Genomic DNA, 11,956 nt, shown 5'->3' with positions numbered 1-11,956 from the left:
TCATCCAAAACTACGCTGCCGGTGAGCACCCCGGCAGTGCTTTCGTGTGACGATCGTAGGCCCGAGTTGACGGCTTGAATGCCAGGACGGTGGTACTGTGCGCGCCTCGCTGATCCAAATCGCTGTGAATGAGGCCGAGTCGGTGGTTTCCCGACGGGCCCGTGTGGCCGATCTCGTACGGGAGCAGGCCGACTCCGACCTCGTGGTCCTGCCCGAGCTGTGGACCGTCGGCGCCTTCGCCTACGAGCAGTTCGAGACCGAGGCCGAACCCCTCGACGGCCCCACCTTCGAAGCCATGTCCAAGGCCGCCCAGGACGCCGGGGTCTGGCTGCACGCGGGCTCCGTCGTCGAGCGCGCCGGTGACGGCTCGCTCTACAACACCGCCCTCGTGATCTCCCCCACGGGCGAGCTCGCGGCCACCTACCGCAAGATCCACCGCTTCGGCTTCGACCAGGGCGAGGCGGTGCTCATGTCGCCCGGCGACTCCCTGACCACCGTGGCCCTGCCGGAGCAGACCCTCGGCATCGCCACCTGCTACGACCTGCGCTTCCCCGAGCTGTTCCGCGGCCTGGTCGACGCCGGGGCCACCACGATGGTGGTCGCGGCCGGCTGGCCCGCGCGCCGCCGCTCGCACTGGACCCTGCTGAGCCGCGCCCGCGCCGTCGAGGACCAGTCGTACGTGCTGGCGTGCGGCCTCGCCGGCACCCACGCGGGCGTCGAGCAGGCCGGGCACAGCCTCGTCGTGGACCCCTGGGGCGAGGTCCTGGCCGAGGCGGGCCCGGGCGAGGACGTCCTCACCGTGGAACTCGACCCGGCGAAGGTCCCCGACACCCGCGAGCAGTTCCCGGCCCTGAAGGACCGCCGCCTGGGCCGCGCGTAGGCCCCTTCCGGGCCCCTTCCGGCCTCCGTCTACGCTCACCTGTACGACCGGATGGGGTGAGGGCCATGGCGACGGCAGGCGGAGCCGACCAGGGCGGGGCGCAGGCGCGGGAGCAGGAGCCCGAGCAGACCTGGGCGCAGACGGAGGCCCGCGTACGGGAACGGCTGCAGGCTCAGCACGAGGCCCCGGCGGACCCGGACGTGCACGCCCTGCAGCGTGCGATCGCGGGCGTCGCACTGCTGCTGGGCGCACTCGCCACCGGCTGGAGCCTGGGCGTCGGCACCACCGGCGCGTTCGTCTTCCCGTTCCTCGCGCTCATGGCGCCCGTCCTGGTCCGCAACCGCGTCGGGTTCCGCCGGATCTGCCTGTGGCTGGCCGTCGTCCTGATTCCCGCGGGCGTGGTCCTCTACCTCGTCGGCATGTTCCTGCTGATCCCGTCGGCCGTGCTCCTGCTGCTGGCCCGCGGCGCCGACCCGCGCCGCAGCCCGTCGGGCGCCTGGGTGCGGGCCGGCTGCGCGAGCCTGATCGCCCTGTCCACGGCCGTGATGACCCTCTACGGCATCGTGGCCGTCGCCTCGTCCGGCTAGTTGCTAGGGGGTGTCGTCCTCCCGCTCCTTCTCCGCCATCCGGATCACGCACACGGCCACCGCGATCAGCAGCGCCGCGTCCGCGTCCTCGCGGATCACGTCCACCGCGTAGGTCTCGCGGAGCCGGTACCACTGCCGCGAGACCAGGGCGAGCAGCTCCCCCTCGTACTCGACCTTGAACTCCCGGTCCAGGATCCGCCCGCTCACGTCGACCTCGGTGCCTTCGAGCAGCGTCACCCGGTAGTGGTTGCGGAGCAGCGAGAACCGCTTCTTGCGGATCACCGCGAGCTGACGGCCGTCCCGCTCCCGCTCCAGGGTCATCGCGTCGCGGAAGGAGAACACCTTCTCCCGCAGGGTGATCAGGATCCGGCCCTCCGGGTCCTTGAGCTCCAGTGTGTCCCGGACCCGCAGCGCCTTCCCGTCGACGAGGAAGGCGGGCCGGCCGCCCTCGTCCTCGATCCAGTAGTCGTCGCCGATGGCAAGCACTTTGTCCCGAACGAGGTATTTCATGCCTGATCGCTGCCCGCGATAGGTTGCCGTCATGCCCCTGCTCTACGTGACCGACCTGGCGTACCCGGCCCGCGGGCGCCGCTACTGCGACGAGGACATATTCCTCACGTCCCGCCTGCGGGAGCACTTCGAACTGGCCCTGTGCCACCCCGGCGACGCCCAGGCCCTGATGCCCGGCTTCGACGCGGTGATCGTCCGCAACAGCGGGCCGGTCCTGCACTACCAGGAGGCCTACGACGCCTTCCGGAAGGCCGCCCTCGCCGCCGGGACCCGCGTCTACAACCCGCTCACGGGCCGCGGCGACATGGCGGGCAAGCAGTACCTCCTCGACCTGACCGCTGCCGGCTACCCGGTCATCCCCACGGTCGACGACCCGGCCCGGCTCTCCGAACTCCCCCAGGTGGCCGAGTACGCCGTCAAGCCCAAGCAGGGCGCGGACTCCATCGGCCTCACCTTCACCGCGACCCCGTCCGGCCCGGCGGGGGAGATCCTCGTCCAGCCGCGCGTGGACTTCGCCTACGAGGTCTCCTTCTACTTCGTCGACGACGCCTTCCAGTACGCGCTCTACGCCCCGGACCCGGCCCGCCGCTGGGACCTCCAGCCGTACGCCCCCACCGCGGCCGACCTCGCCTTCGCCCGCACCTTCATCGACTGGAACACCCTCGGCCACGGCATCCAGCGCGTGGACGCCTGCCGGGCCCCCTCCGGCGAACTCCTGCTGGTGGAGCTGGAGGACCTCAACCCGTACCTCTCCCTGGACCTCCTCCCCACCGGGGTCCAGGACGCCTTCGTCACAGCACTCGCCGCATCCCTCCACTCCTTCCTCACCTGATGTCAGAGCCGGATGCCAGGCTCGGGCCATGGACAAGCAGACGTTCTGGAAGCTGATCGAGACGGCCCGCGAGCAGGCGGAGGCGGACCGGGTGGCGGAGCGCGCCTCGGCGTTGCTCGCCGGCCTGCCGGAGGCGGAGGTGGCCGCGGCCCAGCAGGTGCTGTGGGACCTGCTGGCGGAGTCCTACCGCAGCCCGCTGTGGGCCGCGGCCTACCTGATCAACGGCGGCTGCTCGGACGACGGTTTCGACTACTTCCGCGGCTGGCTGCTCACCCAGGGCCAGGAGACCTTCGAAGGGGCCCTGGCCGACCCGGACTCCCTGGCCGCCCACCCCGCGGTCCGCGAGGCTGCGCGGGAGGGGCTGGAGCTGTGGGACGAGGAGGCCCTCTCGATCGCCTGGACCGCCTACGAGTCGGCCACCGGCCACGAACTCCCCGCGGACTCCTTCACGATCAGCTATCCGCCGCTGGACCCCGACTGGGACTTCGACTTCGACGACGAGACGGAGACCGCCGCCCGCCTGCCCCGCCTGAGCGCCCTCTTCGGGGCGCAGGCCTAGCGCAGGCCAGCGCATCCAGATCCATTGGGCAGAGCCGGCGGGAACCGACACTGCTACCTGAGCACCATGGCAGTTCTCGGAGGCCGCCGTCGTGGAGCGTATGCCCTGAGCGGGCGCTTCGTACGGGCGTGATCCTGCCTTCACGGGCGGATGGCAAGCTTGAAGCATGAACGATGCTGCCCCGGCGCCCACCCCTGCGCCCGCGCCCCGCCGACGTGCCCGTGTCCGTGCCCCTGAGCTGATCGGCAAGGGTGGTTGGCTGAACACCGGAGGCAAGGAGCTCACCCTCGCTGACCTGCGAGGTAAGTGCGTTGTTGTTGATTTTTGGACCTTTTGCTGCATTAACTGCCTGCATGTCCTCGACGAGCTGCGCGAGCTGGAGGAGAAGCACCGGGACACCGTCGTGATCGTCGGGGTGCATTCGCCGAAGTTCGTGCACGAGGCCGAGCACGCCGCCGTGGTCGATGCCGTCGAGCGGTACGAGGTGCACCACCCCGTGCTCGACGATCCCGAGCTGGCGACCTGGAAGCAGTACGCCGTACGGGCCTGGCCCACGCTCGTCGTGATCGACCCCGAGGGGTACATCGTGGCGCAGCACGCCGGCGAGGGGCACGCGCACGCCATCGCGCGGCTCGTCGAGGAGCTGGAGGCCGAGCACGAGGCCAAGGGGACCCTGCGGCGCGGGGACGGGCCGTACGTGGCGCCCGAGCCGGTGGCGACCGACCTGCGGTTCCCGGGCAAGGCGCTCGCGCTGCCCGGCGGGACCTTCCTGGTGTCGGACTCCACGCGGCACCAGCTCGTGGAGCTGGCCGCCGACGGGGAGAGCGTCGTACGGCGCATCGGCAGCGGGGAGCGCGGGTTCACCGCCCACAGCTTCAGCGAGCCGCAGGGGCTGGCGCTGCTGCCCGACGGCAGCGTCGTCGTCGCCGACACCGTCAACCACGCGCTGCGCCGCTTCGACCCCGCCACCGGTGCCGTCGAGACCGTCGCCGGGACCGGGCGCCAGTGGTGGCAGGGTTCGCCCACCTCCGGGCCCGCGCTGGAGGTGGACCTGTCCTCGCCGTGGGACGTGGCCTGGTGGCAGGGCCGGGTGTGGATCGCCATGGCCGGGGTGCACCAGCTGTGGACCTGGGACCCGGAGTCCGGGACGGTCGAGGTCGCGGCCGGGACGACCAACGAGGGCCTGCTCGACGGCCCCGCCGCCGAGGCCTGGTTCGCGCAGCCCTCGGGGCTCGCGGCCGCCGGGGACCGGCTGTGGGTGGCCGACTCCGAGACGAGCGCCCTGCGGTACGTGCACGCGACCGAGGAGGGGTACGCCGTCACCTCGGCCGTGGGCACCGGCCTGTTCGACTTCGGCCACCGGGACGGGGACGCCGGCCAGGCCCTGCTCCAGCACCCGCTGGGGGTGACCGCGTTGCCCGACGGTTCGGTCGCGGTGTGCGACACGTACAACCATGCGCTGCGCCGCTACGACCCCGCCACCGGCCAGGTCTCGACCCTCGCCACCGATCTGCGCGAGCCGAGCGACGCCGTGCTGGTGGGCGAGGACATCGTGGTGGTCGAGTCGGCCCGGCACCGGCTGACCCGGCTGCGGCTCCCGGAGGAGGCGGTGCGGGTGGATTCCGTGGCGCACCGGACGCAGCGGGCCGCGACCGAGGTGGCGGCCGGTTCGCTGCGGCTGGACGTGGTGTTCCAGGCGCCGGCCGGGCAGAAGCTCGACACCCGCTACGGGCCCTCGACGCGGCTGCTGGTGTCCTCGACCCCGCCCGAACTGCTGGTGGCCGGGGAGGGCGCCGGGACGGACCTGTTCCGGGACCTGGAGCTGAACCCGGAGGTCACCGAGGGCGTGCTGCACGTCTCGGCGATGGCGGCGTCCTGCGATGACGACCCGGCGAACGAGTACCCGGCCTGCCACGTCCACCAGCAGGACTGGGGCGTCCCGGTGACGGTGACCGGGGACGGCGCGAGCCGCCTGCCGCTCGTCCTCGCGGGCATGGACGCCGGAGCGTAGGGGCTGCTCCCGCCTCCCCGGACGCCCGTCCGGGGAGGCGGGGCCGTCGGCTCAGCCTTCGAGGAAGGCGACCAGGGCGTTCGCGAGCAGGTACGGGTCCTCGGCGCCGCACAGTTCGCGCGCGCTGTGCATGGAGAGGATCGCGACGCCGATGTCGACGGTCTGGATGCCGTGGCGGGCGGCGGTGATCGGGCCGATCGTCGTGCCGCAGGGCATCGCGTTGTTGGAGACGAAGGTCTGCCACGGCACTCCGGCCCGCTCGCAGGCGTTCGCGAACACCGCGCGCCCGCTGCCGTCCGTCGCGTACCGCTGGTTGACGTTGACCTTCAGGATCGGGCCGCCGTTGGCGCGCGGGTGGTGCGAAGGGTCGTGGCGCTCGGCGTAGTTGGGGTGCACGGCGTGGCCGGTGTCCGAGGACAGGCAGACGGTGCCGGCGAAGGCGCGGGCGCGGTCCTCGTACGAGCCGCCGCGCGAGAAGACTGAACGTTCCAGCACGTTGCCCAGCAGGGGGCCGTCCGCGCCGGTGTCCGACTGCGAGCCGTTCTCCTCGTGGTCGAACGCGGCCAGCACCGGGATGTGTTCGAGCTTCCCGGCGCCCGCGCCGGAGGCGGCGGCGGCCAGCGCGGCGACCCCGGCGTGCACCGACAGCAGGTTGTCCATCCGGGGGCCGGCGAGGAGCTCGCGGTCGCGGCCCAGGTAGGCGGGGGGTTCGATGGAGTGGACCATCAGGTCCCAGCCGGCCACCGAGCCCTGGGGCAGGCCCTCTTCCTCCTCCAGGAAGGAGATCAGGTCGCCCTCCTGGACCTCTCCCAGGCCCCAGATCGGCTGCATGTGCCGCTGCTTGTCCAGCTTGAGGCCCTCGGTGTTCACCGACCGGTCGAGGTGGACGGCCAGTTGGGGGACGCGCAGCAGGGCGCGGTCCACGTTGACCAGGTGTTCGGTGCCGTCCCGCAGGGTCAGCCGTCCCGCGAGGCCGAGGTCCCGGTCGAGCCAGGTGTTGAGCAGGGTGCCGCCGTAGATCTCGACGGCGATCTGCCGCCAGCCCTGCGAGCCCGTGTCCGGCAGCGGCTTGACGCGCAGGTTCGGGGAGTCGGTGTGGGCACCGACGATCCGGAAGGGGGTGTGCGCGGCCGCGCCCTCCGGGACGTACCAGGCGATGAGTGCGCCGCCGCGGAGCACGAACTTGCCCCCGGTTCCCGCATCCCAGGCGTCCGTTTCCGACAACTGCCTGAAGCCTGCCTTCTCCAGCCGCTCGGCCGCATTGGCCACGGCGTGGTACGGCGACGGACTGGCCGTCAAAAAGGTCATCAGATCGTCGGTGTGGCCGCGGTCGAAGCGGGCGGGAGAGCTCATGTGGTTCACCTTAACGACGGTCGTGTTCGTCATGGCCGGACTGCGGCGGATGGCAGGAGTCCGGGTCCGCGGGGGTGGTGATCTGCGGTCCCGTGCGACTCTCAGCCCGGCGGACGCTCGAATCTGCGCTGCAGCTGCCTGCGCTCGCCCCGGCGGATGCGCGGGAGCATCTCCGGGGTCTGCGCGGAGCGCTGCGCGCGCCTCTTGCGTCCGGCGCAGAAGATACAGGCCTCGCCGGGGGGCGCGTCCGGGTCGATGGGTGCGCCGGGGTGCTCGGAGCATCCCGAGGCGTTGCGCGGGCGGGAGAGTTCGCGGGCGACGATGAAGGCGCGGTGCAGGTCGTCGGCGATGCGGACGAAGTCCTCGGCGGGCGAGGACAGCCCCAGGTGGAAGCGCTGGTCCTCGACGGTGCGCAGCCAGGTGCGCAGGACGTCGAGGTTGTACGGGGGTTCCGGTACGGGGTAGCCGAGCCGGCGCTGTTCCCCGGCGGGCGGGGCGGCGACGGCGCGGGCGCCGGTGCCGCGCAGTCCGAGGCGGCGCCGGTCGTTGCACAGGAGGCAGCGGCCCCAGCCGTCGGGGGCCTCGGGGTCGAGGGCGCCGTTGGGGTGGAGGGAGCAGCCGGTGTAGCTCTTGGCGGGGGCGAGTCCGGCGGCGGTCTGGAAGGCCACGTAGAGGGCGTCGGCGATGCCGTCGTACTCGGCGGGGTGGGCGCCGTCGTACAGCTCCCGGAGGTGGTCGCCGAGGCTGCCCAGGCTCGCTTGCAGCTCCTTGAGGGCGTACGGCCGTCCGGTCGGGACGGAGTACCCCCTGCTGCCGTGCTGATCCTGTGGACTCATGCGTACGAGCGTCCCATGAACGGCTGACATCGGGGAAAGTCGCAGGACAGGGGCTTGTACGTGAGCGGCCGGGCCCCCGTGCGGAGGGTCCGGCCGCTGCTGTACGTGGCTCCCCGTCGTGCGGGGCGGCGCGTCGGGGCGCTGCTTAGAAGGCGGCCTCGTCGAGCTCCATGAGGGAGTTGTCGACGACCTCGGCGAGCTGGCGCTGGACCGAGACGCCGGGCAGGACCTGGCCGGCGAAGAACTTCGCGGCGGCGATCTTGCCGGTGTAGAAGGCCACGTCCTTGGCGGAGGCGCCTGCCAGCTTCTCGGCGGCCACGGCGGCGCCCTTGAGCAGCAGGTAGCCGACGACGACGTCGCCGGAGGCCATCAGCAGGCGGGTGGTGTTCTGGCCGACCTTGTAGATGTTCTTGACGTCCTCGCCGGTGGCGGTGAGGTCGACGATCATCTGGCCGACGATGGCCTCCAGGTCGACGGCCGCCTTGGCGAGCGCGTCGCGGGCCGGGGCGAGGTCGTCGCCGCCGGGGGCCTCGGCCAGGAACTTCTTGATCGTCTCGGAGAGCACGTTCAGCGAGGCGCCCTGGTCGCGGACGATCTTCCGGAAGAAGAAGTCCTGGCCCTGGATGGCCGTGGTGCCCTCGTAGAGGGTGTCGATCTTGGCGTCGCGGATGTACTGCTCGATCGGGTACTCCTGGAGGTACCCGGAGCCGCCGAAGGTCTGGAGGGACTGGGCGAGCTGCTCGTAGGACTTCTCGGAGCCGTAGCCCTTGACGATCGGCAGGAGCAGGTCGTTCAGGCCGATGAGGGAGGAGGCGTCCTCGCCCGCGGCCTGCTTGACCTGGATCTCGTCCTGGACGGAGGCGGTGTACAGGACGAGGGCGCGCATGCCCTCGGCGTACGCCTTCTGCGTCATGAGGGAGCGGCGCACGTCGGGGTGGTGCGTGATGGTGACCTTGGGCGCGGTCTTGTCCATGAAGTTGGCCAGGTCCGGGCCCTGCACGCGCTCCTTGGCGTACTCCAGCGCGTTGAGGTAGCCGGTGGAGAGGGTGGCGATGGCCTTCGTGCCGACCATCATCCGGGCGAACTCGATGATCATGAACATCTGGCGGATGCCGTCGTGCTTGTCGCCGATCAGCCAGCCCTTTGCGGGGTGCTGGTCGCCGAAGGTCATCTCGCAGGTGTTGGAGGCCTTCAGGCCCATCTTGTGCTCGACGTTGGTGGCGTAGACGCCGTTGCGCTCGCCCAGCTCGCCGGTCTCCCAGTCGAAGTGGAACTTCGGTACCAGGAAGAGGGACAGGCCCTTGGTGCCGGGGCCGTGGCCCTCGGGGCGGGCGAGGACGTAGTGGAGGATGTTCTCCTCCATGTCGTGCTCACCGGAGGTGATGAAGCGCTTCACGCCCTCGATGTGCCAGGAGCCGTCGGCCTGCTCGATCGCCTTGGTGCGGCCGGCGCCCACGTCCGAGCCGGCGTCCGGCTCGGTGAGGACCATGGTGGATCCCCAGCGCTTCTCGACGGCTATCTGGGCGACCTTCTTCTGCGCCTCGTTGCCCTCTTCGAAGAGGATGCCGGCGAACGCCGGGCCGGAGGAGTACATCCAGATGGCCGGGTTCGAGCCGAGCAGCAGCTCCGCGTAGCCCCAGATGAGGGAGCGGGGCGAGGTGGTGCCGCCGATCTCCTCGGGCAGGCCCAGGCGCCAGTACTCCGAGTCCATGAAGGCTTCGTAGCTCTTCTTGAAGGAGGCCGGGACCGGCGCGGTGTTGGTGGCCGGGTCGAAGACCGGCGGGTTGCGGTCGGCGTCCTCGAAGGAGGCGGCCAGCTCGTTCTCGGCGAGGCGGGCCAGCTCGGACAGGACGCTCTTGGCGGTCTCGGTGTCCATCTCCTCGAAGGGACCGGTGCCGTACAGCTTGTCGCGGCCGAGCACCTCGAAGAGGTTGAACTCGATGTCGCGGAGATTCGACTTGTAGTGCCCCATGGCGACGGCTCCGTTAAGGCTCGGGGAGACAGGTTCCTCGTACATACCAATCGGTAACGACATGATGCTACCCGCGGGTAATAAGACGCAACCCTTCGCGCCGACTGTGACCAGCATCAAGCCTGGCTCGATTGCGCGCCTGGCCCGCCGAGCCGCTCGGTAGGCTTCGCCTCATGTACGGCTACGACCAGAACGTGAGCGCAGGGCAGCAGTACGCCGCCCCGCAGCAGATGGCCGGCGGGTACGGCGAGCAGCCGCTGTACCCCGAGCCCTCGCCGCCGTCGCTCGCCGACGCGGTACGGGCCTTCACGACCGGTTCGCTGTCCGCCGAGGACTTCCAGCAGATCTTCGCCACGTCGAAGGTCTACTGCCCGCGCGGCGACACCCCGGGCTTCCTGGCCCTGCACAACACGCAGCAGCCGGTCATCCCGATGTTCACGACGCTCAAGGAGCTGCGCCGGTACGCCGGCAAGGAGTCCAAGTACTTCGTGATCACCGGTGCCGAGGTGATCGACCTGCTGCCCACCGGTTACGGCTTCGTCCTCGACATGGAGGGCGACCACCGCATGGTCTTCGACGCGAAGGCGGTCGAGCAGATGGTCGACTACGCCATGCGCCGCATGTACGGCTGACGACCGGCGGGGGGCGGGACGTGCTCAGGGTGCACTTCAGCGCGGAGGACCTGCTCGACGTCACCTTCGCCGCCGAACCGATGCCGCTGGTCGAGCTCTGCCTCGCCCTGGTGGCCGGGCAGCGGACCGACGAACCGGCCGTCTTCGGCCGCTGGCGCCACCGGCTGGCCCGCGAGCTCCCGCCGCAGGCCCTGCCGCTCCTGGAGCTGCTGCGGCCCGACGGCGACAACCCCGGCTTCCTGGAACCTCCCGTAAGGGACCTCGATGCGGCGCTGGACGCCGTACGGGAGGCCGGGCGGGGCCTTGCGCACGCGGAGCTCGCGCGGGCGGTGGCCCGCAGCCGCAGCGGCGGCGACCCCGGGGGCTGGCTGCGCGCCCTGTGGGGGCAGGACCGGGAGGCCTGGGCCCTGCTGGACGGGGCGCTGAGGGCGGCGCACCGGACGGTGATCGCCCCGCGCTGGGGCGGGATACGGCAGTCCTTCCGGGCGGACGTGGCCTGGCGGGCCAGGCTGCTGGCCGGGCACGGCATCAAGGCGGCCCTGGCCAGCACCCACCCGGCGGCCCGCTGGACCGGCACGGTCTTCGAGGTGTCCGGACGGCCGCACTTCGAGGCGGTGCTGGGCGGGCGCGGGCTGACCCTGATGCCCTCGGCGTTCTGGACCGGGCGCCCGCTGCTGGCGGGTCTGCCGGACGGTTCGCACGTGCTGGTCTACCCGGCGCTGACCCCCCTGCCGCTGGTCTCCCCGGGCGGGGCCGAGGGCTCGCTGGACGCCCTGCTGGGCCGGACCCGGGCGGCCGTGCTCCACCTGCTGACCGACCGGCGCAGCACCAGCGAGCTGGCCCGTGACCTGGGCATCTCCCTCCCCTCGGTCTCCGAGCACACCCGCACCCTGCGCGCGGCGGGCCTGATCACCACCGAGCGCGACGGCAAGGCGGTGCTGCACGCGGCGACCGGGCTGGGCGTGGACCTGCTGCGCAGCGGGGGCTGATCCGGTCCCGGGCCGGCCGGCCGAGGAGCCGGCCGATGAGCCGGCCGATTGATTCGGGCAGGGCCGAAAGGATGGCGGCGGCTGCCCGGGCGGCGGAGCATCGGCGGCAGCGGGGCCTTCCCCCCCCGCCGCCGCCGGGCACGGGGGTCCCGGCGGCGGCGGACCCCTGCGCGCCGTGGCCGGGCGGATGCTTGCCCCTCAGGCGGGGTCCGGACCGCCGGTGGGGCCGTCCGCGCCGGGGCGCAGGGCGCCGGCGCCGTCCGCGCCGGGGCTGCCCGCGCGGTGGTGGGTCCAGGCGGCGAAGGCGCACCAGGCCGCGGCGGCGGCCAGGACGGCGGCCGCCCCGGCGGCCAGCGGGCCCGGCTCCGGGCGGAAGCCGAGGGCCAGCCGGGTCCCCAGGAACACCAGGACGAAGCCGACGCGGCCGGGCCCGTAGACCGGGATCCGGGCCGAGGCGCCGCGCAGCAGCGCTGCGGCGGCCAGTCCGACGGCGCCGCAGACGGCGAGCAGGGCCCAGGGGGAGCCGGGGGCGGCACTGGGGATGCCGTATTCGGGCGGCCCCAGCCGCCAGGCCGAGGCCGCCCAGCCGAACCCGAGTCCGCAGACGGTGATCGCCACCGCGGCCAGGGCGTGCCGCCACAGGGGTCCCTGCCTGCGGGTTCCCGTCTGCTCGTCGTCGTTGGAGACGTCATCGAAGCTGAAGAGGTCCATCACCTTGGGTAGGACGCGGCGTCCCGCCGAAGGGTTGGGTCCGGGCGGGGAATTACCCCGGGGTTCTTCCCGTTGAGCGCAGGT

12 protein-coding genes are annotated in these 11,956 nt (G+C 72.1%); 7 read left to right on the top strand and 5 right to left on the bottom strand.

Annotation, left to right across the window (positions count from 1 at the left end; genetic code table 11):
- The first annotated feature begins 97 nt into the window (after positions 1–97).
- A complete protein-coding gene (locus IO30_RS0109230) occupies positions 98–880 on the top strand; it encodes a carbon-nitrogen family hydrolase (protein ID WP_031141145.1) in 783 nt (260 codons plus the stop codon).
- A gap of 65 nt (positions 881–945) precedes the next feature.
- Positions 946–1,467 (top strand): hypothetical protein, encoded by a 522-nt coding sequence (locus IO30_RS0109225; protein WP_031141143.1) that lies wholly within the window; start codon positions 946–948, stop codon positions 1,465–1,467.
- Between the two features lie 3 nt (positions 1,468–1,470).
- On the opposite strand, the gene IO30_RS0109220 is transcribed toward IO30_RS0109225, so the two are convergent.
- On the bottom strand, positions 1,471–1,977 hold the full coding sequence (locus IO30_RS0109220) for an LURP-one-related/scramblase family protein (protein ID WP_031141141.1): 507 nt from the start codon (positions 1,975–1,977) through the stop codon (positions 1,471–1,473).
- 31 nt (positions 1,978–2,008) lie between these two features.
- On the opposite strand from IO30_RS0109220, the gene IO30_RS0109215 reads away from it, so the two are divergent.
- The 3 genes from IO30_RS0109215 to IO30_RS0109205 all read left to right on the top strand — a co-directional run bounded on the left by IO30_RS0109215 (position 2,009) and on the right by IO30_RS0109205 (position 5,379).
- Positions 2,009–2,809, top strand: coding sequence for an ATP-grasp domain-containing protein (locus tag IO30_RS0109215; RefSeq protein WP_031141139.1), 801 nt, complete (start codon positions 2,009–2,011; stop codon positions 2,807–2,809).
- A 28-nt stretch (positions 2,810–2,837) separates the two neighbouring features.
- The gene (locus IO30_RS0109210) at positions 2,838–3,368 is read left to right on the top strand and encodes a DUF4240 domain-containing protein (RefSeq protein WP_031141137.1); all 531 of its coding nucleotides are present in this window, start codon (positions 2,838–2,840) and stop codon (positions 3,366–3,368) included.
- Positions 3,369–3,534: 166 nt separating this feature from the next.
- Positions 3,535–5,379, top strand: coding sequence for an NHL domain-containing thioredoxin family protein (locus IO30_RS0109205; RefSeq protein ID WP_031141135.1), 1,845 nt, complete (start codon positions 3,535–3,537; stop codon positions 5,377–5,379).
- A gap of 51 nt (positions 5,380–5,430) precedes the next feature.
- Here the strand turns inward: IO30_RS0109205 and IO30_RS0109200 are convergent, their stop codons facing one another.
- From IO30_RS0109200 to IO30_RS0109190, 3 genes are all read right to left on the bottom strand, one after another.
- Positions 5,431–6,732, bottom strand: a complete 1,302-nt coding sequence (locus tag IO30_RS0109200; protein ID WP_031141134.1) for a M18 family aminopeptidase — start codon at positions 6,730–6,732, stop codon at positions 5,431–5,433.
- Between the two features lie 101 nt (positions 6,733–6,833).
- Positions 6,834–7,568 (bottom strand): hypothetical protein, encoded by a 735-nt coding sequence (locus IO30_RS0109195; protein WP_031141132.1) that lies wholly within the window; start codon positions 7,566–7,568, stop codon positions 6,834–6,836.
- Between the two features lie 145 nt (positions 7,569–7,713).
- Entirely contained in the window at positions 7,714–9,540 is a 1,827-nt protein-coding gene (locus tag IO30_RS0109190; RefSeq protein ID WP_031141130.1) for an acyl-CoA dehydrogenase, read from the bottom strand.
- A 173-nt stretch (positions 9,541–9,713) separates the two neighbouring features.
- Between IO30_RS0109190 and IO30_RS0109185 the strand changes: the two genes are divergently transcribed.
- Positions 9,714–10,172, top strand: a complete 459-nt coding sequence (locus tag IO30_RS0109185; protein ID WP_031141129.1) for an SseB family protein — start codon at positions 9,714–9,716, stop codon at positions 10,170–10,172.
- Positions 10,173–10,192: 20 nt separating this feature from the next.
- Positions 10,193–11,161 (top strand): ArsR/SmtB family transcription factor, encoded by a 969-nt coding sequence (locus IO30_RS0109180; RefSeq protein ID WP_031141127.1) that lies wholly within the window; start codon positions 10,193–10,195, stop codon positions 11,159–11,161.
- A gap of 198 nt (positions 11,162–11,359) precedes the next feature.
- Here IO30_RS0109180 and IO30_RS0109175 read toward each other — a convergent pair whose 3' ends face one another.
- A complete protein-coding gene (locus tag IO30_RS0109175) occupies positions 11,360–11,872 on the bottom strand; it encodes a hypothetical protein (RefSeq protein WP_051859356.1) in 513 nt (170 codons plus the stop codon).
- Between the last annotated feature and the right edge of the window lie 84 nt (positions 11,873–11,956).

The sequence above is a fragment of the Streptomyces xanthophaeus genome, assembly GCF_000725805.1.
Taxonomy (GTDB): Bacteria; Actinomycetota; Actinomycetes; order Streptomycetales; family Streptomycetaceae; genus Streptomyces; species Streptomyces xanthophaeus.
This window is presented reverse-complemented; position numbering and strand designations above follow the sequence as displayed.

What these genes read in the sequence shown, in the direction of transcription:
- IO30_RS0109225 (WP_031141143.1), top strand. Translation starts at nt 946, where the DNA reads ATGGCGACGGCAGGCGGAGCCGACCAGGGCGGGGCGCAGGCGCGGGAG.
- IO30_RS0109220 (WP_031141141.1), bottom strand. Translation starts at nt 1,977, where the DNA reads ATGAAATACCTCGTTCGGGACAAAGTGCTTGCCATCGGCGACGACTAC.
- IO30_RS0109215 (WP_031141139.1), top strand. Translation starts at nt 2,009, where the DNA reads ATGCCCCTGCTCTACGTGACCGACCTGGCGTACCCGGCCCGCGGGCGC.
- IO30_RS0109210 (WP_031141137.1), top strand. Translation starts at nt 2,838, where the DNA reads ATGGACAAGCAGACGTTCTGGAAGCTGATCGAGACGGCCCGCGAGCAG.
- IO30_RS0109205 (WP_031141135.1), top strand. Translation starts at nt 3,535, where the DNA reads ATGAACGATGCTGCCCCGGCGCCCACCCCTGCGCCCGCGCCCCGCCGA.
- IO30_RS0109200 (WP_031141134.1), bottom strand. Translation starts at nt 6,732, where the DNA reads ATGAGCTCTCCCGCCCGCTTCGACCGCGGCCACACCGACGATCTGATG.
- IO30_RS0109195 (WP_031141132.1), bottom strand. Translation starts at nt 7,568, where the DNA reads ATGAGTCCACAGGATCAGCACGGCAGCAGGGGGTACTCCGTCCCGACC.
- IO30_RS0109190 (WP_031141130.1), bottom strand. Translation starts at nt 9,540, where the DNA reads ATGGGGCACTACAAGTCGAATCTCCGCGACATCGAGTTCAACCTCTTC.
- IO30_RS0109185 (WP_031141129.1), top strand. Translation starts at nt 9,714, where the DNA reads ATGTACGGCTACGACCAGAACGTGAGCGCAGGGCAGCAGTACGCCGCC.
- IO30_RS0109175 (WP_051859356.1), bottom strand. Translation starts at nt 11,872, where the DNA reads ATGGACCTCTTCAGCTTCGATGACGTCTCCAACGACGACGAGCAGACG.